At 64.2% G+C, this 21,269-nt stretch carries 19 protein-coding genes; 1 reads left to right on the forward strand and 18 read right to left on the reverse strand.

What is annotated here, in order from left to right:
• Window positions 1-11: 11 nt before the first annotated feature.
• The 12 genes from KA354_08805 to KA354_08860 form a co-directional block, all read right to left on the reverse strand.
• Window positions 12-2,057 (reverse strand): response regulator, encoded by a 2,046-nt coding sequence (locus tag KA354_08805; GenBank protein ID MBP7934730.1) that lies wholly within the window; start codon window positions 2,055-2,057, stop codon window positions 12-14.
• A gap of 10 nt (window positions 2,058-2,067) precedes the next feature.
• Window positions 2,068-2,481 carry a response regulator gene (locus tag KA354_08810; GenBank protein MBP7934731.1) on the reverse strand — a complete coding sequence of 138 codons (414 nt, stop codon included), beginning with the start codon at window positions 2,479-2,481 and terminating at the stop codon, window positions 2,068-2,070.
• Between the two features lie 34 nt (window positions 2,482-2,515).
• The gene (locus tag KA354_08815) at window positions 2,516-2,818 is read right to left on the reverse strand and encodes a hypothetical protein (GenBank protein ID MBP7934732.1); all 303 of its coding nucleotides are present in this window, start codon (window positions 2,816-2,818) and stop codon (window positions 2,516-2,518) included.
• A gap of 134 nt (window positions 2,819-2,952) precedes the next feature.
• Window positions 2,953-4,332: a tetratricopeptide repeat protein gene (locus tag KA354_08820; protein ID MBP7934733.1), complete on the reverse strand. Its 1,380-nt coding sequence runs from the start codon at window positions 4,330-4,332 to the stop codon at window positions 2,953-2,955.
• Between the two features lie 159 nt (window positions 4,333-4,491).
• Entirely contained in the window at window positions 4,492-5,010 is a 519-nt protein-coding gene (locus tag KA354_08825) for a hypothetical protein (protein MBP7934734.1), read from the reverse strand.
• 34 nt (window positions 5,011-5,044) lie between these two features.
• On the reverse strand, window positions 5,045-6,217 hold the full coding sequence (locus tag KA354_08830) for a signal peptidase (protein MBP7934735.1): 1,173 nt from the start codon (window positions 6,215-6,217) through the stop codon (window positions 5,045-5,047).
• A 206-nt stretch (window positions 6,218-6,423) separates the two neighbouring features.
• The gene (locus KA354_08835; GenBank protein ID MBP7934736.1) at window positions 6,424-7,605 is read right to left on the reverse strand and encodes a hypothetical protein; all 1,182 of its coding nucleotides are present in this window, start codon (window positions 7,603-7,605) and stop codon (window positions 6,424-6,426) included.
• Entirely contained in the window at window positions 7,592-8,284 is a 693-nt protein-coding gene (tmk, locus tag KA354_08840) for a dTMP kinase (GenBank protein ID MBP7934737.1), read from the reverse strand. Before tmk ends, KA354_08835 begins: the two co-directional genes overlap by 14 nt.
• A gap of 129 nt (window positions 8,285-8,413) precedes the next feature.
• A complete protein-coding gene (locus tag KA354_08845) occupies window positions 8,414-10,312 on the reverse strand; it encodes a hypothetical protein (GenBank protein MBP7934738.1) in 1,899 nt (632 codons plus the stop codon).
• 438 nt (window positions 10,313-10,750) lie between these two features.
• Window positions 10,751-11,539 (reverse strand): ABC-2 family transporter protein, encoded by a 789-nt coding sequence (locus KA354_08850; protein ID MBP7934739.1) that lies wholly within the window; start codon window positions 11,537-11,539, stop codon window positions 10,751-10,753.
• 202 nt (window positions 11,540-11,741) lie between these two features.
• Window positions 11,742-13,649 carry a 50S ribosome-binding GTPase gene (locus KA354_08855; protein MBP7934740.1) on the reverse strand — a complete coding sequence of 636 codons (1,908 nt, stop codon included), beginning with the start codon at window positions 13,647-13,649 and terminating at the stop codon, window positions 11,742-11,744.
• Window positions 13,646-15,409, reverse strand: coding sequence for a hypothetical protein (locus KA354_08860; GenBank protein MBP7934741.1), 1,764 nt, complete (start codon window positions 15,407-15,409; stop codon window positions 13,646-13,648). Before KA354_08860 ends, KA354_08855 begins: the two co-directional genes overlap by 4 nt.
• A 354-nt stretch (window positions 15,410-15,763) precedes the next feature.
• Between KA354_08860 and KA354_08865 the strand changes: the two genes are divergently transcribed.
• Window positions 15,764-16,957 (forward strand): Gfo/Idh/MocA family oxidoreductase, encoded by a 1,194-nt coding sequence (locus tag KA354_08865; GenBank protein ID MBP7934742.1) that lies wholly within the window; start codon window positions 15,764-15,766, stop codon window positions 16,955-16,957.
• A gap of 101 nt (window positions 16,958-17,058) precedes the next feature.
• Here KA354_08865 and KA354_08870 read toward each other — a convergent pair whose 3' ends face one another.
• The 6 genes from KA354_08870 to KA354_08895 all read right to left on the reverse strand — a co-directional run bounded on the left by KA354_08870 (window position 17,059) and on the right by KA354_08895 (window position 21,017).
• On the reverse strand, window positions 17,059-17,715 hold the full coding sequence (locus KA354_08870) for a hypothetical protein (GenBank protein MBP7934743.1): 657 nt from the start codon (window positions 17,713-17,715) through the stop codon (window positions 17,059-17,061).
• Window positions 17,716-17,748: 33 nt separating this feature from the next.
• Complete coding sequence (locus KA354_08875) at window positions 17,749-18,090, reverse strand: hypothetical protein (GenBank protein ID MBP7934744.1); 342 nt, start codon at window positions 18,088-18,090, stop codon at window positions 17,749-17,751.
• An 84-nt stretch (window positions 18,091-18,174) separates the two neighbouring features.
• A complete protein-coding gene (locus tag KA354_08880) occupies window positions 18,175-18,516 on the reverse strand; it encodes a hypothetical protein (protein ID MBP7934745.1) in 342 nt (113 codons plus the stop codon).
• A 133-nt stretch (window positions 18,517-18,649) separates the two neighbouring features.
• Complete coding sequence (locus KA354_08885; GenBank protein MBP7934746.1) at window positions 18,650-19,621, reverse strand: hypothetical protein; 972 nt, start codon at window positions 19,619-19,621, stop codon at window positions 18,650-18,652.
• Between the two features lie 64 nt (window positions 19,622-19,685).
• The gene (locus KA354_08890) at window positions 19,686-20,081 is read right to left on the reverse strand and encodes a hypothetical protein (protein MBP7934747.1); all 396 of its coding nucleotides are present in this window, start codon (window positions 20,079-20,081) and stop codon (window positions 19,686-19,688) included.
• A gap of 18 nt (window positions 20,082-20,099) precedes the next feature.
• Complete coding sequence (locus KA354_08895; protein ID MBP7934748.1) at window positions 20,100-21,017, reverse strand: prepilin-type N-terminal cleavage/methylation domain-containing protein; 918 nt, start codon at window positions 21,015-21,017, stop codon at window positions 20,100-20,102.
• Window positions 21,018-21,269: the final 252 nt, after the last annotated feature.

The following is a 21,269-nucleotide window of genomic DNA, read 5'->3' on the forward strand; positions in this document are numbered from 1 at the left end:
GATTCGGCGTGTCAGGAGACCGCTTGCCCACTCTTGACGAAAGCGAGCGATTGGTCAACCAACTCGGCCAGCTCGGGCATGTCATAGGCACCGGAGATTGCCACGGTATGGGCATCGAGCCGGCCCGAAGGCAAGCCGGTGGTCTCGGCCAGCAGAACGATCGGCAGGGATGGGCTCATCTTCCGCACCCCGGCCAAACAACCGGATCCCTCATCGCCGGGAAGCGATGCATCCAGGATCACCAGTTGAACGCCCTCGGACGCAGCCCCCAGCCGTTCCTCGACCGCGGCCATGTTCTCGGCCTGCCGCGTCCGATACCCCGCCGACTCGAGGAATGTCGCCGCCAAACCGCGCAGAAGCGGGTCCCTCACGGCCACCAGGACCGATTCCCCATGGCCGCGGGGAACCTCGCGGTTCGGCCCCTCACCCTCGCCGTCGACGCCCGCTTCCCGGCAGGGCAGGAGAATGGTGAACGTGGTACCCGTGCCGACGGTTGAGTGAACATCGATTCTCCCGCCGTGATCGTGGACGATGCCGTGGACGATCGACAATCCCAGCCCCGTGCCCTTCCCCCGGGGCTTGGTCGAAAAGAACGGGTCGAAGATGTGGGGCAGGATGTCCTGGGGGATTCCCACACCCGTGTCAGTTACGGACAACTCGGCGTATGGCACGCCTGACGGCGTCGTCTCCGTTCCGTCGTCCACATCGGAGGCGGCTTTGAGCTTGGCACAAATGCGGAGCCGGCCGCCTTCCGGCATGGCATCGCGGGCGTTCAGGGCCAGGTTGAGCAGGACCTGCTGCAGTTGAGCCCGGTCGGCGTGAAGCCGGATCGGATCGTCGCTCGCGCAGCTGACCTCGAGCGTGATCACCTTGGGCAGGGTGTGCTCGAGCAACAACTGCGTTTCCTTCAGGACCTCCCGTAAGTCAAGGGTGGTTTTCTCCGTGGGAAGGTCGCGCCCGAACGTCTGCAGCGAGCGGGCGACCGTGGCTCCTTGGGCGACCGCCTGAGAGATGATCTGGATCGGGTGGGAGCCCGATTCCGGGTCCGTCCGACGATCCTGGAGCAGTTCCATCGCGGAGCGGACCACCGTCAGGCAGTTGCCGAACTCGTGGGCCGCGCCGAGCGCGAGTTCTCCCAGGGCGTTCAGCTTGTCAATCTGCCGGAGGCGTCTCTCCAGGCGAGTCCGCTCGGCCTCCGCCTCCTTTCGCTCGGTAATGTCCACCGTGGCGCCGGTCACGTATCGCAGCGTGCCGGACTCGTCGAAAAACGGCCTGCCTTGATCACGCAACCAGCGGATGGTTCCGTCCGGACGCACGATGCGAAACTCCGCCAGATAGGGACCCCGCTTCCGGCACGCGGCCAGGAACGCTTCTTTCACCTCGTGGCGGTCCTCGTCATGAACGCGATCGAAGAAGTCCCGTACATTTCGGACTGACTCCACCGGATCAAGCCCCAGAATCCGGTTGAGGCCGGCATCCCTCGTTTCCTGGTCCTTCAGGACATCCCAACGCCAAGTTCCCATGTTGGCCGCCGACAGCGCCGCCCGCAACCGTTCCTCACTTGCCTGCAGAGCTTCCTGAGCCCGCCGGCGCTCCTGAATCTCGGCCTCAAGCTCGGCGGTGCGCTTCCGCACCAGATCCTCGAGGCCCGCCCGGTAGAGGGCCAGCTCGGTCTCCGCCTTGTGGCGCTGGAGGACGTTCTGGACCGTCGCCGGAAGAACCTTGAGGTAGTACCCGTCCGGGTCCTTGATCAGATAGTCCGCCGCCCCCAGCTTCATCGCCTCGACGGCCGTCTCTTCACTGCCCGTTCCGGTAATCACAATGAACGGCACGCCCCGGCAACTCGGCAGAAGCTCAAGACAGGTGCCGTCCCCCAGGGCATAGTCGGAGACGACGAGATCGAAGCGCTCGGACGCCAAGTGTGTCCGGGCACCTTGAGCCGACTCAGCGACGGTGCACTCGTAAGGGAGCGACCGGCTCCTCACAAACCGCTCGAACGCCATGCGGTCAACCAGGTCGTCCTCAATGTACAGAATCCGAATCGGTTGGCCGTTCACCGGTTCCCTCCTATTCGGGCAGTTCGCTGAGCGTCCAGTACAGATCGATGGTCCGCACCACTTCAACGAATTGGCGGTAGTCAACCGGCTTCACCATGTAGCCTGCCACGCTGAGGTTGAAGCTCTCGACCCGATCCTGTTCCTCGCGGGAAGACGTCAACACAATGACGGGTATCCCTCTCAACGTGGTGTCCGCCTTGACCGCGCGCAGGAACTCCACGCCATTCATTCGGGGCATATTGAGGTCCAGCAGAATAATACCCGGGCGATCCTGGGCGGGGTCCCTCAAAAACGCGATGGCTTCCTCGCCGTTGCCGACGATGTCCAGGCGATTGGTGACATGAATCTCCTTGAGGGCTCGCTGGATGGTCATCTGATCGACTTCGTCATCCTCCACCAGAAGAATCGGCTTCGTGCTTCGCATGTCAGCGACTCCACCGCTAGAGAGACAATGTGAGTCAAAAGATACGCCCTGGTCCGATGCCGGACCCCAACTCGGCCGTTCCAGCATAACCTTCGGCAATCTGCTTGACCAGACCCAGCCCGATGCCCGTGCCCTCCTGATGCTCCCCGGGTACCAGGGTCTGGAAGATCCCGAAAAGCCTCTCGTGATAACTGGGATCGGTCCCGGGGCCATTATCGGTCACCCACAAGCCCCGACGGGCGACCGGTCCGCGGGAGTCGCTCCTCGTCCCGCAGCACATCCGATGGTTCGGCCGAGGAATTCCTCCAGCCGACAGCCGACGGCCTCGCGCCAGCATTCACGCGAAGCCCGAGAGGCCCGTCTGCCACATGCGGAGCCGAATTGACCGCGGCAATGCACAGGCCCGGGGCTGCTTTGACCCGGCCAGGCATGGGGCCTTGAGGGACAGTGTGGTCCGTGTTGGAGTCGATTTCAGGCCGGCGCTGGAGTCGCGGTCCGACATGCGTTGACAACCAGGCGGAGCAGGCGGCGATCAAGGTGCAAAACGCGGCCCACGTACCAACGCAGCTTCAACCGGCGCGTGTGGCGGGCAAGGTAGTTCATGCCGACGTGTTCAGGATCAAGGCTGAGCCCCCTGCGAACGAACTCCCCTGCTTCCGCCCAGCGGCCCAGTTCCATCTGCGCCAGGGCCAGCTTGTACATGACCATCACGTTCGCGGGATCGTGGCGCAAGGCCCGCCGACAGTAGCGAACGCCTTTCTCAAGGTCGTCCGCGAGGAACCGGCAGACCGCCAGGTTGTGCAGGGCGGCCACGACGTCCGGCCGGACCCCAAGGGCCTTGCGATAGAAACCCTCGGCATCACCCAGCCGCCGAGCCTTCAGGTGGCAGTTGCCCATGGCGACCAGGGCCACGGTATCCCGCGGGTCCTGCTCAATCGCCGCTTTGAGGTGCTCGACCGCTCCGGCAATGTTCGCCCGACAGTACTCGGCTTCGCCGAGATAAGTGCGCAGGCCGGGGTAGTCCGGCTCGACGGCCAGGACGAACTCAAAACGCTCGACCGCGGATGCATGCCGGCCGTTGCGAAGCTCGATCAGACCGAGCATGACGTTGCCCCGGGTGTGATCGGGCTCCAGGTCGAGCAAGTACGAGAACTTGGCCGCCGCGGCCTCCAGGTTGCCCATTTCGATCATCAGGTCACCCAGGTCGGCCAGAAGATCGCAGTTGCCGGGGTCGGCCCGAAGGGCTTCAAGATAGGCTTCACGGGCCTTGGCCCGGTCGCCCTGCAGGCGATGCACCTGGGCAATCCGGCGTTGGACATTCGGGTAGTCAGGCGCAATGTCGAGCACGCGCTGCCAACAGAACAGGGCACGGTCAAACTGCCCCCGGCAGGCAAGCGACTCCGCCAGATGATGGAAGCAGTGCGGGCAATCGGGCTCCAGCTGCTGGGCAACGTAGAACATCTCCTCGGCCTTCTCGTGATCGCCGATGCGGGTATACGCCGCGATCTGGTTGCAGTAGGCCGGCTCATAGTCAACCCGGCGAGCGGCCAGACCCTCGAACAGGCGTACCGCGTCCTTGTGACGACCGACACGTATCAAGTCCATCCCCAGGAACGTGGCGACCTCGGCGGATTCATCATCCATCGAGAGAGCGGTTTCGTAGGCTTCGACCGCTTCTTCATATCGCTCGAGCTCATCGAGAATGTTGCCACGCTGAATGTGCCAGTGGACGTCGTGCGGGTTGATCGCGATGGCGGCGTTGAGTTCGGCCAGGGCCTGCTGCCACTGGCGCGATTCGCTGAGCTGCATCGCTCGCTCGGCCCGTGTTTCAGCATCCAACCAGTCGTTCATGGCAAAAGCATCCCGCCGGCACCGTTTCTGTGGCGTCCCCCCAGAAGCGCGGGGTCCCGTGGACCTGCTATCGCTATCGGCCAGGGTGCGAGGCGGTTCGCGTAAAAAGCGAGCCGGGTGAGGAGGGCCGGAAAGGTCCGAAAACATGATCGCGGAAGGTTACTTTGCCCCGATCCGGTAGTGGTGATCGAAGGCTTCACTGAACGAGAACACGTGCTCGAAGTCCTCGATGCGATCGGTGGGCTGTTTCTGGAGCCAGCCGTTCTCCACCAGGGCGAAAACGATGACCCCGATGTCCTCGGTGCAGGTGATGTTCCAGCGGGTCAGAACGTTGCGGGCCATCAGACCCCATCGTTCCAGGGCAATCTCCCGAATCGCCTCGCAAAGCTGCTGCCCGGTGACGTGACGGTTCACCCGCTGCAGCCCGCCAAGACTCTTCACCGCCCGGGCAATGTCAGGGGGAAGATCACCCGCCTGGGCGCGATCGGACAGTTCGTCCGGTCCGATCCCCTCGCGTGCCATCCACTGGGCCAGCGCGGCCTGTTCCTGGGAGAGCGGACCGTGGACTCGATCCGAGGCCAGACCGATACACTCCTGAACGAACAAGAAGGCGTCGACGGAATACCGTCCCACCTCGCGAACGATCTGCTCCAGTGACTTAGACGGTTTGTGGGACATCGAAGACCATTTGACCCTGCGACCGGCATCGCGGTCAAGAGCCCCCGCCAGACGGTGCCGAACCGGGTGGGCCTGAATGGCGATCCCGTCCTCGTCCCCGCCGACGACGCCGGGAACGCCCTTGACGACGTCCGCCCTCCGAAGTCTCACTCGGCCGCGACGACCCGCCCTCGCCTCGCGCAGCCCCGGGCCCGGCGCCGTCTGGGGGTAAGGCGGGTTCCTGAGCCCCATCTACCGGCAGAGCCCGCACGCCCCGGGGAGGTTCCGCTTGCGTCTCCGGCAGGCCCTTGGCCGAAGGCTCGTCTGGCTCGCCCGGCTCGTCGGTGAGCTCCTCCTGCCTTGGCGGAGCCTGGGGGCGAGCGGGCGCCGAGCCTTGCTCGCGAGGCTTGACCGGCGCCTGACCACCCCCCCCCGCGAGAGGGGCCAGTCGCTCGGTGATATCCTCATTCTGGACGACGAAGACCCGGTCATCATCGCCCAGGATCTTGACCAGTTGGGTAAGCACCTGCCGGTCGATGACTTTGCCCGTCCCCTCCTTGGTGACGACCCGGGCACCCACGCGGGGCAACTTCTTGACCAGGCCTTCGTAAGTCTCGTGCTCGTAACGCAGGCAACACTTGAGCCGCCCGCAGCGACCGCTCACCTTGGACGGGTCCAGCGTCGCCTTCTGCAACTTGGCCATCTGCATGCCAATCGGGCGGAGCGTCTTCAGGAAGTTGCGGCAGCAGCACTCGCGGCCACAGGTTTCATAGTCGGCCAGCAACCGGGCCTCATCGCGGGCTCCAACTTGTCGCATCTCGATGCGAGTCTGGAACTCGGCAGCCAGCCGCCGAACGAGTTCCCGGAAGTCCACCCGGTCCTCGGACATGAAGTAGAAAACGACCCGCTCGCCGCCGAAGATGTGCTCGCAGTCGACGATCTTCATCTGCAAACCAAGCTCAGAGGCGATCGCTCGGCAAGAAACCAGCTTGGCCTTGCAGCCCTCCTCGATGTGACGCAGCTCGGCCAGATCGGCCTCTGTCGCGGGGCGGAGAATCCGACCGTTCTTGATCTGGTAAAACTCCTCCCCGCTGGCCTGGGCATATGCCCGCATCTGGTCACGAGGCACCGATTGCCTGCAGCCGAAGCAAGTCCGAGGAACCTGCTGACCGACCTCGATGCCGCGTTCAGTGAGAATGATCACCTTCCCGCCACACATCACGGACATGTCCGGCGGGTGGGAGAACTCGCCAATGTAGTTCATCCGACCGTAACGCACCGCGGTGACGGGAAATAGCTTCTCGCCCGTCTTGCCGCATCGTTCATAGGCCGTGGCGGAACCACCGCAAGGGAACATCACCGGGTACTCCTCGCACCGAAGCTCAGTATAACCGGCGGTGGGCGGTTTGGACAATCAGGCAGGACGGCCCATGATCACCCGGCGCTGCGGCGGCTCAGAACCAGCGAGCGGCCCTCGACGATGGCCGCCAGGCGAATGAAGAGCCCTTCCAGAACCAGTTCGAACGCCGCGTTCCGCCCTGCGTTGGCGTCCGCCTCGGCGATCTGGGCGAGACACTTCCGAATCATGCCCGCACTCATGGCCGTGCCCAGATACTCCACCACGTCCATCTGGTCGCTGTTGATCCAACTCGCCCTCATCCCCAAATTCCGGCGAAGCCCATCAAGGTAGAAGTCGGCCAGGACCGAAAGCAGAACCTGCACACTCGCCCGAGTGGCGACGGAATCGGTGATCTCGGGATCACGCTGGGCGGCGCACCTGGCCAGCTCCTTGGCATCGGCAAGGAACGGGGCAGCCAGGGCGTGAGCCGAGAAACCCGCCGGCCTGGCCGCAAGGGTGACCAGCTGGTGGCCCCACTTCAACTTCATCGCATGGATGCCGTCATCGAATTGTACTAGGGCTTGACCGATGCTGCCTCCCGAACGACGAGCAAGGTAGCTGGTCACTTCCTCGGTGGCGTCCGGGCGGAGTGATCGCAGCTGGCTGGCAACGAAGTCGATCGGGAGAAGGCCGAAGCTGACCTGCTGACACCGCGACCGGGTGGTCGGGAGCATGCGGTCCACGGCCGTTGCCAGCAGGATGAGGTACGTGTCCGACGGCGGTTCCTCGAGCGTTTTCAGCAGGGCGTTCTGCGCCTGATCACTGAGCCGTTCGGCCTCGCGGACGATGAACACCTTGGCCCGGCCTTGCCTGGGCCGCAAGCCAACCCGGTCAATCACGAAGTGCCGGATGACATCGATGGAGAGATCCTGAGCCTTCCTCCTGCGAACCTCGGCATCCGGGTGTTGGTGGCTCAGCTGGCGGTAGATGCGGTGGAGATCCGGGTGGGTGCCGGCGGTGGTGAGGATGCAATCTTCGCATCGGCCGCAAGCGTCCCAGCCGTGGCCATCGGGCAGAGCTCCGGCGATGGGCTCGGGCAGGGCTCGGCCAATACGCGCCCCGCACAGCAGCAGACGGGCAAGGCGTTCGGCCAGCAGCTCGCGGCCTACGCCTTCCGCCCCGGCGAACAGGTACGCGTGGGGCATGCGCCCGCTGGCCAGTGAACGCTGGATCACGCGGTGGGCTCGATCCTGGTGCTGGACGTCAAAAATCGACACGCTCGATGGTCTCCATCACCTGGCGGTGAACGTCACTTTGCGCCCCGGAACCGTCGATGACCACAACCTTGCCGGGGTATTCCGGCGGCAGTTCCAGAAACAACTTGCGCACCTTGCGGTGGAACGCGATCGGCCGGATCTCCATGGCGTCCGGCTCAATGTCGGCCAGAAGCAGACCCTGGTTCGCGTCCGTTCGCCGCCGCGGAGCCCCCGAAGGATTGCGGCCGGTGCGGCGAAAACCCTCCTCGACCGGAATGTCCACCACGACGGTCAGGTGCGGCCAGGTATCGCCGACGGCGAAGCTCCCCAGCTTGATGATCCGCTGAATGTCGTAGCCGGCCGCCCCCTGGTAGGCACACGTCGCGGAAATGAACCGGTCGCAGAGGACGATCTTGCCCGCCTTGAGGGCAGGCTCGATCACCTCGCCGACAAGCTGGGCCCGCGACGCCATGAACAGCATCGTCTCGCAACGGACGTCCATCAGCGACAGGTCATGGCGGAGCAGGATCGCCCGGATCCGGTCGCCGATCTCACTGCCACCGGGGTCCTTGCCCAGCACGACCTCAGCACCCTGCCGGCGCAGCTCTTCGGCCAGTAGCCGCAATTGCGTCCCCTTGCCGGAGCCGTCCGGTCCGTCGAATACAATGAACTTGCCCGCCAGTTTCTCTTTCAGCGTCAAGAGTGACTCCCCGAGCTCGGTCCCTGGTCTGCGATTCACCTGTCCAGGGGAGCAGTCTACGACACCGGAGCGAGACGAACAAATCCGCGGACCGACCAGTGACCCCGGCCGCGGCTCCCTCGCCAGCGGTCAGCGGACTTGCCACTCCAACTTCGAGGGGTTTCTCCAGACTCGACAGAGCGGTCGATCGGACCTGGTGAATCCAGCCGGCGCAGGACTCTCCTCCGTGCCGTAAACCGTGCCGCCCTTCGAATCGGTGAAGGCGAACAGCAGCACGGTCGTGGCCGGCGGGTCCTTGGCGTCGGCGGGCAAAGCATGAAAACACGCTTTCAAGCCGTCGGCAGGCTTGGCCTTCGCATCCCCGACGGTCAGCCGGCAACCGGCTTCGGGAGTGCCTTGCTCGTAAACCGGTATGGTGTTGGGAGCGGACCGGTCCGGGGCGAAAAACGCGATTCGATATCGCCCGCCGGCGGCCGGCAGACGATCCGCCGCACGGAGCACGCGGACACCCTGTTCCTCGACCTCGTAGAGCGGCACGGGCAAGACCAGTCGGGGATCGTCCAGGTTGAGCTTGTACATCATCTGGTTGTAGTCGTACCGCGGCGTGGCTTCGGTATTGCCGGAGAAGGTGAAGGTGTATGTGCCTTCGAAGTAGATGATGCGCCCGCCGTCACGATCGAAGACCGGGTGATGCTTGGGATTGTAGAAGCTGTACTTGTCGTGGGTGACGATCTTGCGGGCATAGACCCACGGGCCGAGCGGCGTGTCACCCTCGGCGTACCAGGTCTCGCCCAGCATCGACGTGCCGAACACCTCGCAGCGGATCGTGATCCACCGTTTGCGGTACTCGTTCCAGTAGACCGAGCCGGCGTGGGCCGTCACCGCCTTGCCCGTCCCACTATCCCGGAGCAGCAACAGGGCCTCCTCCGGCTTGAGCAGGCCCGCCTTGATGTACTCGCCTTCCTCCTTGGGATCGAGCGCCGGCGTGTTCTTCTTCCAGGCATAACGGATCGATCCGTCGGCCTGCCGGTCGACCTGGCGGGAGTCAACGCGAGTGCCCTCCCTCAGGCATGAGTAGACCTCGTACGCACCTTGGTCCAGGTATGACTTGACCTCCGCCCGGACACGCGTGAAGGGGAACGGCTGGGCGAAGTAGATGTACTCCATTCCCTCGTCGGGGTGGCGAAAAGGATGTCCGGCGGGTCGGACCGGGTTCTTTAGATCGAATTGCGTCACCTTGGCGAAGACCTGCTTGGCGTCGTCGTACTTGAGCACGCCTCGTTCGATCGCCTCCATGGCCTGGGTCACCTTGGCAAACGCGCAGTACAGATCCTCACGTCCAGTCTCATCAGGAAGAGTCACCAGGGCGTCAATCCAGACCGGGTTGCTGCCGGGCATCGGAGTCATTTTCTTGGCGAAACCGGTCTCGTCCACGAAGTACGAGAGATCCACGCCGACCTCAGGATCGAGAGCACCCTTGCCGGGCAGGGCGGAAGTCGCCCCGGTGGTGAAGAAATTCCCCAGCGGATAAGACGGTCGGCCCGTATCACCCCAGAACCAGAAGTTGCGACCACCGTAAATGATGTGCTGCACGCTGTCCGAACCCATCACCTGGCCGTTGAGCACCGGCTCGCGCAAGGGTGGCTGGCGACCGAGGAGAACCGTGTCGCGGTAGATGCCCTGCCCGGTAACGCGGTATAGACGTTCGGCAATGTTGATCCGCTTGATCTTGAGCGTCGCGCTGCCCCCAGGGGTGACCTCGAGAGGCTTGCCGGGAAAACCAAACCCGTCCTTGGCAAACTCGTAGCCATGGCTCTTGACGGTGAAAAACACCTTCTGGCCCATGAGCCCCGGCTCGTCCAGGGCGACGATCCCGTTGCTGTCCGTGTAGTAGCGGATGCTGTTCGTCGTGGTGAGCTCGACTAGAGGCACCCCGCGGCCGGTCTGCTCGTCGACCACCGTGATGGCGAAGTAACGGCTGCCCTCGGCGGCGAATGCCTCGGGCGAGGTGGGCAGCAACAGCAGCAATCCGAGGCCAAAAAAACGGCCCGATCTGAGCCTTCGGGCCCTCGCGAACACCTGGGACAGTCCATGAACTCGGGAAAGGGAGCCGTAACCTTCGGCTTCCACGGCTCGCATGGTGCGGACGGTTGGCATCGTCGATCCTCCATTGTTTGTGCCACCCCTATACGTGCCTTCTGGCAGCCGGGTGGTTCGCGCCATTCCCGCCGTTTCTTCCCGAAACCCGCGAACCTCCAGAATCGCCCGGGCCCGAGGGAACACGCCGACCAGCACCGCGTTCGCGGAACCAGGTCGTCTGTGGCCAGACCGGTACACGAAATCATACCCCGACCCCGGCGGAGGCGTACACGACGTCGACGCGTACCTGTCCCCGGGGAGTGACTTCTGAGGCCTGTTCGGGACTGAGGAGCACGAGCGGTGACCGCTCCCTGACAACGCAGCGGGTCAAGCCGATGCTCCGCTATAATGCCGCAGTCCCAGCTGCCAGAATCGGGCGGAGACAAACAGCGAAATGCCGGCCAGGACAACGGTCGCTACCAGCCAGTTGAACTCCATCCTGCCGGTCAGGGCCGCGGCCGGGTAGGTGGTCAGAAACGCGAGCGGCACGACGTAGGTCAGGGCGAATCGGATCCCGAACGGGAAGATGTCTACCGGGTAGCGGCCAGCCTCGAACAGGTTCCAGAAAACCATCTCGATGTTCGACAACCGGGTGAACCAGAAGGCGCAGGTCGCCAGCACCAGCCAGAACGAGTAAATGATCACCATGCCAGCGGCGAGCATCACCAGAAACGAGGAGACCATGCCGACCGTCGGGAAGAGATCCAGTCTGCTGCAGCCCACGACGATCATGGCCAGCCCCAGGACCACGTCGGTCGCTCGCCAGAACGCCAGGCGGCGAACGCTGGCGTAGAACTGAACATGCATCGGCTTGAGGATCGCAAAATCGAGTCGGCCGTCACGAATGTCCTCCATGATCATCCGCATGTTCGGGGCGATGAACAGGCCGATCATCCCCTGGATGGTCTTGAAGATGCCGATCAGAACCACCATCTGGGGAACGCTCCAGTTGTTGAACGACCTCACGTTGGAGAAGATGGCCCACAGGTTGAGCAGCTCCGCCGTAAACCCCAGCAGAGACATGACCAAGCTGGAAAAGAAGTCCGCTCGATAGGCGGCATCGTTCTGGATGCTCACCCGGGCGAAGAGACCGAGAATACGGAAGTAGTGGAGCATTCAGATGAAGGTCGAAACGTCGATACGTCGCATCCGATACACCCGAATCGTCGGCGCCCCACGCCAGCGCGCCTACTCTCCTACTCGATCGGAAGGCGCGGATCAAGTGAACAGGCCCGGTCGAGCGGGGCGAACCCAAGCATGGCCGATCCGGCCAGTAGCCGGCGCCCCACGGTCCAGAATCGCCTCCCGAGGCCGGCCTTCAGCTCGCCGGATCCGACTCCGGCCGTTGCGAGTCGGGCAAATCCTTCTGGGGATCTGCCACCTCCGCCAGCTCACCGGACAGGCGGCTCAGGCGGTCGTAGACCCCGCGGAGCGGCCGGAGAACCTCGCCGACCACGTTCTCGGCCAGCTCGCTTCGCAGGGCTGCCGCGATCTGGGCCGCCCGGCTGCCCCCCCGATCGCCCCTGACATAGGCACGCACCTCGCGGATGCATCGGGAGTACATGACGCCCAGGCAGGCCCCGTACACCGCGCAGACCACGAGCATGCCCTGCAGCAGATGGGCGGCCCCCAGCGCCGCCACCGTCTTGTACAGCCCGTGCAGCAAGGTCTGGGCATGGGCGGCGCTCAACGCCTCGAGGATGCCCTCTCCCAGCGGCTGCACAATCACGAACCAGAGCAGAGTGAGCCACAGAAAACCACGCCGAACAGGCCCCGCCCGGTAGACGCGCGACCGCTCCTCAAGCCATTGGCCATCGCCGGCCAGCGCGTGCTCGCGGACCTCCGCCTTGACCTTCCCCGCCAAGACCTCCGCCTTGGGCATCTGCTCCTCCAGAAGGAAGACCTGCACCGCTTCATCCTCCCCTTCCAGCTTCTGGATCAGGAAGCGGATCCGATGCTCCAAACCCCGGCCGGCGACCGAGAACGGCCCGGGACCCCAACGCGGGGCGGCGTCCTCCCCCGCCCGACCCGGCGACGCGATCGCCATGCCAACCCGGCGGAGCGGCCACCTCGCCAGCCAATACAGCCAGCGCAGCGCGGGCCACTTCTCAATCCGGTCCTCCATCAACCGATCCGCCAGGGTCATCAGCGAGCTCTGCTGGCGAGCAAGCCGCTCAGCAACCGTCATGCAGTAGTCAGCCTCGAACGCCTCCTCCTGAAGCACGTCGGCAAAGACCGGATCACAGACCTGCTCCAGCCGCTCGACCCAGCTGTCAAGCTCGTAAGTGCGGCGGACACTCTCGGCATGGGCCCGCAGCTTCACCTGGTCGTTGAGACCCTTGATCCGCGCCGCCTCCAACTCACTGACCTGGGCGAAGAGCATCCTCCGCAGACGAACCATTTCGCTCTGCAGCCGGCCCGCAACACCGGCCACAAGCTGCTGCGAACTGCTCGTTGAGCGGTCGTCCAGGCCACCCCACGACCGGGCCACAGCGTCCACAATCCGGTCGGCCGTCGGATACTTCGCACAAACCAGGAACTGCCGCTCCCGGGGAATGTCGTACCGCACATCACGGAGCTGATCCCCAAACCAGGCGGCTTGCTCCCCCCAGAACCGTTCAGCGGGATCCCGGCCCGCTCCCGCCGGATAGCCATCGTCGTCCTCGAGCAACTCATCGGCCCGGTTGAGAACACAGTACACATTGCCGAGATCCTTCAACGCCTTCCGCGTGTATTCCACCCAGATCCGATCGTTGGCTTTCTGCGGACTGGTCACCCAGAGAATGCGATCCAGCAGCGGCAGGTACTCACGCACGATCTGCTCATGCGTCCGCAGCTCGCTGTCGAAATCGGGCATGTCCACGAATGCCAGATTGCGCGTGCCCGCGTCCTCGTGGCGGTGGATCTCCGGCGCACCGCGCGTCGACCGGAAGCGATCTCGCACGTACGCCTCCATGGCCCGGTGAACGTAAACAACCGGTCGAGCGGTTCCCTCGCCAACCTCGCGGTCGTCCCTGCTGATGGCTTCACCCACCAGGGCGTTGATCAGCGTGGACTTCCCGACATCCTTGCCACCCAGCAGTCCGCACACCACCAGCGGATCCTTCGGGCCGGGAGCCTCGCCCCGGTCAAGCGGCAGGGGATCACGATGGAACAGGCCGGCCAGCTGCTCGTTGACGCTCTGCAACCGCTCCATTCTCCGGGCAATGAGCAGGGAATCGGTCATGGCTCACCCTCCTCGCCTTGACTGAGCACGTCAAGAGCCTCCGCCAACGGAGTCTGAGGATCGAGCACCCACGCTTCCGCGGTCTGGTGAAGTTGCCGCGACACCTGCCAGGCGAACTCCTCCATCAGTCCCCGGTAAGCCACCGCCGCTTCCTGAACCTGCCGATACTCCCGGCTGAGACCCAGCTTTTCCTGGAGGGCAACCATCGTCTGCCTCAGCGGTTTGCCTCCCGCGGCCCCGGTGACGATCGTACCCGCCAGAATCGCCCAGTGAGCGACCACGATCTTGCCGATCAGAAGCCAGCCGATCGGCCCGGCGTGGAGATAGAGCAGCACCAGAGCGGCCGCAGTCCCGGCGCTCGCGGCTCCGGCGACAGCCGCTCCAGCACCCTCCCATTGGCTCTGCACCGCCTTGGCCCAGTTGGTCAGCGCCCCGTCCAGCCGCTGGATGACCTGCACCATTTTCTCCCGGTAATCCTGAATCGCCCCGCCGGGAAAAGGAAAGGGGTCGGTGGCCCGGCCCAGGTGCTTCCAGAACTTGCTGGACCTCGACACCTTGTTGAACTCGGCAAGCAAGGATTCGCAGGAACTCTCAAAGTACTTCCAGGCAATCTGTTCACGGGTCTCTCGCGGGTCCCGGGCAAGCAACGGGGCGTCGGTCGAGGCCTCGAACAATCGCCCGACCACGGGGACCCTCGACAACACGCCGACGACATGGGCCGCCCCACTCTCCAGCCTCTCCCGGAAACGCTTGACCCCCAGCAGCCGGTTACGGAACCAGAGAACCGCCTGCTGCTCCTCCTGGGTCATCATCGCCCGGATGCAGTCTTTCTCGCTGGGCAGGTGCTTCTCGCCGCACGCGTGCAACCGGCCCTTGAGCTCGGCCAGCAGCTGGCGCCGCAGCTCATTCTCGCTGTAAACGTCTTCGGCAGCACGATGCACCTGCCGGCGCAGCAGGCCGAGCCGGTGCTCGGGTACCTTGGCCAGCAACGACCAGATTGCATCCGGAAGCACGAGCCTCCTCAGCCCCCGCCCGGCACTGTAGTCGACGATTGCGAACGGGGCTCGAAGCCGGCCAGCCTGCTCGTCAAGGGCCCGACGCTCGGGATCACCCAACTCACCCTCCTGCGTGTGGTTGAAAAGAACGAACCGATCCGGGCAGAACAGAACCGCATCCCCAGCGAACTCGGCCACCTGCCGATCCCGCCACCGCTGCGGAAAGTTGACCACCAGAAGGACCTTGTCGAACCACGGCAGCAGGGTCTTGGCCAGATCACCCTCACGCTCGGAGTGGACGGAAGTCAGATCCGGCGTGTCCAGAAGCAGGACGGGCTTCAGCCGCCCAATGGCGTGATACACCACCGTCACGACCGCGGGATCGCCCAGCACCGCCTCCTCGATGCCGGCCTCATGCCGCTTCAGCGAGGGAAACATGAGCTGCGGCTCGCCGAACCACCGGCCGATCCGGTCGCGGTGGTCCTGATGAACCGCCATGATGATGCCTCGGGTGGAATGGGCCTTCACCGTGACGCAACTGGCCCGATGACCGTCGAGCAGATTGTTGAACACCGTGCTTTTGCCGGACGAAGCCCCCCCGAGCACGGCCGCAATGAACAGGGATTGGCCCTCGGCATCAAGGTTCGACCGAAACCGAAGGGCATGGACCGCCTGCTGGTCGCGCTCCTCCCACGGCAAGGCCCAAGGATCGCGAAGCCGTGAACCCTCGCGGGCAAGAACTTCCAGTGCCTCGGTCAAGTCCATCGAAAGGCCACCTCCCGGCCCACATGCCTTTGGCGACCGCCCCGGACAGTCCTTCCCGCACCCAAACGCTCAACCCTGTAGTCGAGCGCATCGCCCCAGGCCGCCAGACATTCCCCTCGGATTCTACCCCTGACGCCGGAGAATGCCATCCGCACGCCGCAGGCACCGGGTCGAGAACGGAGAACAGGGACAGAGTAGCTGTCGCTGACGCGTCTCAGGCCACCCTGTGATGCAGGAGCCCCCTTTCGCCACTCGCCATCCTCAATCTCCCGCCCGTCCTTGACGCACCCAGTCAGCCGGTGTAAACGTCGCTGATCCGCCGGTTTCCGGCGACATCTTCAAGGAGGACCCGCGATGCGCGATCGATCCACCCGACGTTCATTCCTGCAGGCGGTCGGAGCCGGCGCCGCCGCCCTGGGCCTGACCCAGACCGCCCGGGCCGAGGAAAAGGTGATTCAGGGCTTCGAGAAGGCCCCCACCGACCCAAACGCCTCCAAGGGCTGGCAGCCGGTCTCGGACCGCAAGATCAAGATCGGCATCGCGGGCTACGGAGTCTGCAGCTTCGGGGCCGCCTTCAGCTTCCAGGACCACCCCAACGTCCAAATCGTGGGCGTCGCCGACCTGCAGCCCGACCGCTGCGCCGAACTGGCCAAGGCCTGCCGCTGCGACAAGACCTACCCCTCGCTCGAGGAGATGATCAAGGACCAGTCCATGGAGGCGGTTTTCGTCGCCACCGATGCCCCAAGTCACGCCCGGCTGTGCATCGAGGTGCTGAAGACCGGCAAGGATGTCGCCTCGGCCGTACCCGCGACCTTCGGCTCGCTCGAAGAGGCCGACAAGCTGTTCGAGGCGGTCAAAACCACCGGACGCAAGTACATGCTGTTCGAGACCTCCTACTTCCACGAAGACCTCTACGCAATGCGGCAGATCTACAACGCCGGCGGCCTGGGCAAGCTGGTCTACTCCGAAGGCGAGTACTACCACTACATGTCCGAACCTATCCCGTCCTACAAGGGCTGGCGCGTCGGCTTGCCTCCGCAATGGTACCCCACCCACTCCAACGCCTACTACGTCGGCGCCAGCGGCGGAAGCTTCACCGAAGTCTCGTGCATGGGCATCCCAAGCCTCATCGATCAACTGAAGCCGGCGAACAACCCCTACAAGAACCCGTTCGGCACCGAGATCGCCCTGTTCCGCACCAGCGAGGGCGGCATGTCGCGGATGGCGGTCAGCTGGGACACCCCCGGCGACAGCGGCGAGAAGGGCCGGATCCGCGGCCAGAAGGGCTCGTTCTACGGCAAGTACGAGGGCCTGGAGAAGAACCTGCCCAACCTCAAGCGCCCGCCGCTCCCCCCCAAAGTCGACGCCGGCGGTCACGGCGGCTCACACGGATACCTGATGAACGAGTTCATCACCGCGATCCTCGAGAACCGCAAGCCCCTGATCGACATCGCCCAGGCCCTCAACATGACCGTGGCCGGCATCGTCGCCCATCAGTCCGCCTTGAAAAACGGCGAGCTGCTGAGAATTCCGCAGTACCGGCTGTAGAAGACGCCGACGCGAACGACGTCGGATACCCGACGTGACCGCGATCACAAGGTGGAGCAGGCGCTTCCACGGTTCGCCGCAGGTCCGCCCGACAGGACTACTCACGCGGTCAGGATTCGGCGGACCACGTCCACGATGAGTTGCATGTTGTGGAACAGGTACCACATCGGCACGCCAAGGAGGGCGGCACCGATGACCACCAGGCTGATGCCGGTGGCCGACGGGAGCATGGCCTCTTCCGCCAGTTCCTCACGGAACGCGGCGACCAGCTCATTCGCCTTGCCCGCGGAGTCCCGGCGGTCGGCACCCTCCACCGAGAGCGTCACGCTCCGCAACAGAGGCAGAGCACTCAGGCTGACACTGAGGCCGGCCCCGGGAATGCGCTGCCGGTCGTGCTCGGCCGACTCGACCCGCCAGCCGAGCCGCCGGTAAGCCTGGTACAGGAGGCGACGACCCTGAGCCGGGCTGCAGTTGTACACCACCCAGCCGCTGCCCGGACGGGGCAACAGGGTGAAGAACAGACCGGCCACGCCGATAATGGCCACACTGACCAGGCCAACCTGGTCATGCTCGAGCAGCAGAACGACGGGCGCGGCGATCAGCGGAACAAACACGGTGGCGAGAATGCAGAAGTCTGCCCGGGCGCTCAAAATGCAGGGGCGAGCCTGGCTGTTGACCAACCCCAAACCCAGAAAGTAGACCGCCAGCGGACCCAGGGCGAGGATGGTCTTGAACACGAACGCAGCTTGGTCGGTCATCTCCAAGCCCAATCTCCCGGCTGAAACACCCGGTCAACTCTTCGAAGGCTCCGACGGATCCCCCGCCGGGCGATCGATGTGCTCGCCACGGTCCGCTACCTTGCGGTACCCTAGATATCGTATCACTTCAAACACCTCGCTCCAAGTCGGGAACGGGCGCTTGTTGATCCGCTTGTACTCATCAACGGCCAGGACAAACTCCAGGAGTTCGTCGGTCATCTCCCCTTCTTCGGCCTGCCGGCGAAGGTCGCTCCGGCGGCGACCCGGCCCGCGGCGACGTTCCAGGCCCCCCCGACGATCAACCGGTGCGCGCCGGTCCTGACTGCGTCGCTCCGGTCCGGTATACGGCTGTTGCTCTTCAGGTAAAACAGTCACCCGGTTACCCCGCTGGGGTGAGCGATCGGGCCCGTCGATCAGTCACCCGGTTGAAGTGCGACAACGACAATCTGGAACGAGCAATCACTCCTCTTCTTCCAAATCATCGTCCATGTCCTCGTCGTCGTCGAGGTCGTCGTCGAGGTCATCGTCGAGATCGTCGTCGAACTCGTCCTCATCCTCTTCCTCGAAAGGATAGTCCTCGAACTCCTCCTCGTCCTCCTCGTCGTCATCCTCGCGACGAGCACACTGGACTTCGAACGACCCGGCAGCGAATGCCCAGCGGGTGGCCGGCCCAAAGCCGGGAGCGGAGAATCGGCCGGTGCCTTGAAGGACCAGGACACTCGTCTCCGCCTGGTCCCCGGAGGTAGGATCGGCGACGGCCTGGAGACTCAGATCCTCGGCATTTGAATCCACGCACAGCATGTCAACGCTCCCTCACTTGGACAACATGGGTCGAAAATCGGGGTTACCGGTTACCGTCCGCGGAAAGTGTATACCTCAATCCTGACCCGTCAAGGGCTTTTTCCGTGTCCCAAGCCCTTTCGCCGTATGGGGCTTATCGGTCGGCCGCCCGTACTTGGATGAGCAATGTTGGCAAGCCCTTTTCGCCCCCCGCCTGAAGCTGGTAACTCATGAGCCCTAAGAGCCTTGCGCCCTCGAGAACCTCCCCGACAGACCCCCGGGCCTCCAGTCTGGCCGACGCCGCTCCCGCTGCAACCTCCACGCGGCAGTTCAGCCCTGTCGCCCGGGCAACAACCCCCCGAAATGCCTGCCAGTCAGCCAACGGCCGGTCGATCACCACCGGACGACGCAGCGGCTGATCCGTTTTCGCGTTAATAAGTTCAGGAATAAACGTGGGGGCGGATGCCGCGGGCCCGTGGACCAGGTGGGCAGGGCGAGCCCAAAGGACCCCATCGTCGTACCCAACCTCGGCGTCCAGACTGCGGGCCAGTTCAGCGCGAACAGACTCCAGCGTGGCCGCCGACTGCTGCAGGTGGATCAGAGCTTCCTTGGCCAGAATGTCCGGATGGACCACGAGATCCACGCCAAAAGACCTGGGCAGATCGCGAACCACGACACTCAGGGGCGCATCCACCCAATCGACGGCAGCCACACGATCGCGCATGCCCGCCCATGCCGCTTCCTGGCCGTCCCGGCCACGCGCCGGCACCCCCGCTCGCCATTTCCACGCCTCAGGCAATCGCTCAGCTCCGGCGATAAGAATCGTATCGTCGACCACCACGGCCTCAAGGCCCGCGGAGCGAGCCAGCCACCGCAACGCTTGCCGACCATCCACATGAGACGCCAGGAGTCGAATCCTGGTCTGGGCAGCCTCCGCCTGAACAGACGCATCAACGACGTAGGGTAGGTCCAGCCGACCGGCCAATTCGCGCAGGGCTTCCCCAAAGGGCAAGCCCTGCCACTCGACCGGGCAGGGAGAATCCAAACCGGCCGCGCGGCCCCCGGGGCTGCTCGCCCCCAGCACCACCAGGGCCAACCCAAGGCAAACTGAACCTCTTGCGGTCATCGTGTTCTTTCTCATCCGGCCGCTGCGCGATGGCAAATGACCCCCGGACCGCGGAAGACGCAACTCAATTCACGAGGCCACACTTGGGGCACTTCCCGATGAAATCGCCCGCGCCGTTCGGCTGCCCCAGAAAGGGGGTCCCACATTGCTTGCAGAGGTAGGGGTTGGCATAGAGCGTCCGTTTGTTGCACTTGGGGCACTTGTAGCCCGGGCCGAGGGCGGGTGCGGCCGCGGAATCACCGTCCAACGCCACCGCCTTCGCGTCTCCAAAGAAGCCGCAGGATGAACAAAGAACCTTCGCCACGAACGCACTGATGCCCGGTTCCGGCTTGGTCTCGTCCGAAGGCCTGAGGATCCAAACCATCCCCCCGATACAGACCGCCGCCACGGCCCCCACGATCAACAGACCCCGCCCGAGGCTGCGCCCACCTGCATCGGATTTGCCTGGACGATGACTCATATCCCAACCGCCTCGCCGTCAAGGCTTCGGAGGAACATAGTTGCCCGCCCCAAGAACCCGGTAGAGCACATACTTGTCCTTGCTGTAGTTGTTCCACCGGTCGGTCTCGCACAACTCGGCATGACCGTCGAAGAACAGCATATGAGCGCGGCGCTGATGACGAGCCGACATGTAATCAGTGTACACCACGACGCTGCTGTGCCCATCGTTCAGGGTCGCAGACCGGGTGATGGGAAGGTCCCCCAGCCCTTGGTCCTCCTCGTACATCATCCCGACACGGCAAGGAATTGACTGGAAATTCTTCACCTGGGGCAGACCCTCGCTGTCCCCCTTGAAGACACCCGGACGCAGCTTGTCCGGATTGATGAAGTCCCCCGGCTGAAGCTGGCCATTGTTGACATCCGCTCCGTCGATCTTCTTCTGGATAAAGAAGTTCGGATCGACTACCCTCACGAAGCTGTGAATCGGATACTGGCCGTTTGAGCCCCGGCCATTGCCGATCGAGCTGCTCTGCGGCCGAACCTTCGTGTCCCCGGGACAGAAGTAGACCTCGGGATCTCTGAGATACCGGAAGATGTCACCGTAGGTCACCCAGACACGTGAGTCGGGCGAACGCACGCCGCCGGTCTTGGCGTACACATCGGCCGCCGCGTTGTAGTTGACCTTCGCCTCACCGTGTCCGACCCCGTCGAACAGCCACCAGCTCCAGTGGGGAAACTGGCCGCGCTTGTCGTCGGCAGCGTAGAAGGCGTGGCCGCGGTACAGCTGACCCAGCCGGGTCTTGCACACCATGACCTTGGCCTGCTCGCGAGCCTTGTGCAGCGACGGAATCAACACCGAGATCAGCAGGGCGATGATCGCGACCACCACCAGGACCTCGATCAAGGTGAAGCCGCTTCTGCCGCGACTCGAACCATGGCGCTCTGTGAAGAACATGCTTGGGCACTCCTGTCCGGGGTCTGGGCCGCCCACTCCCCCGCCGTGTCACCCAAACCCGTTTCACCTTGGACCCCAGGATCCCTCCCATCAATGATAGCCCGAATCGGTACCCGGCGTACAGGGAAATCTCCTCGCCCCCGCAAGTCCCGCAGCCCCCCTCCGCCCCCCCACCCAGGGGCTACCCCCCTCTCCCACACAAATCTCCGCGCCCCCAACACCAGACACGACCTCCTATGCCCCCTCGCGCCT

It is taken from the genome of Phycisphaerae bacterium, assembly GCA_018003015.1.
In the GTDB taxonomy this organism is placed as follows: Bacteria; Planctomycetota; Phycisphaerae; order UBA1845; family PWPN01; genus JAGNEZ01.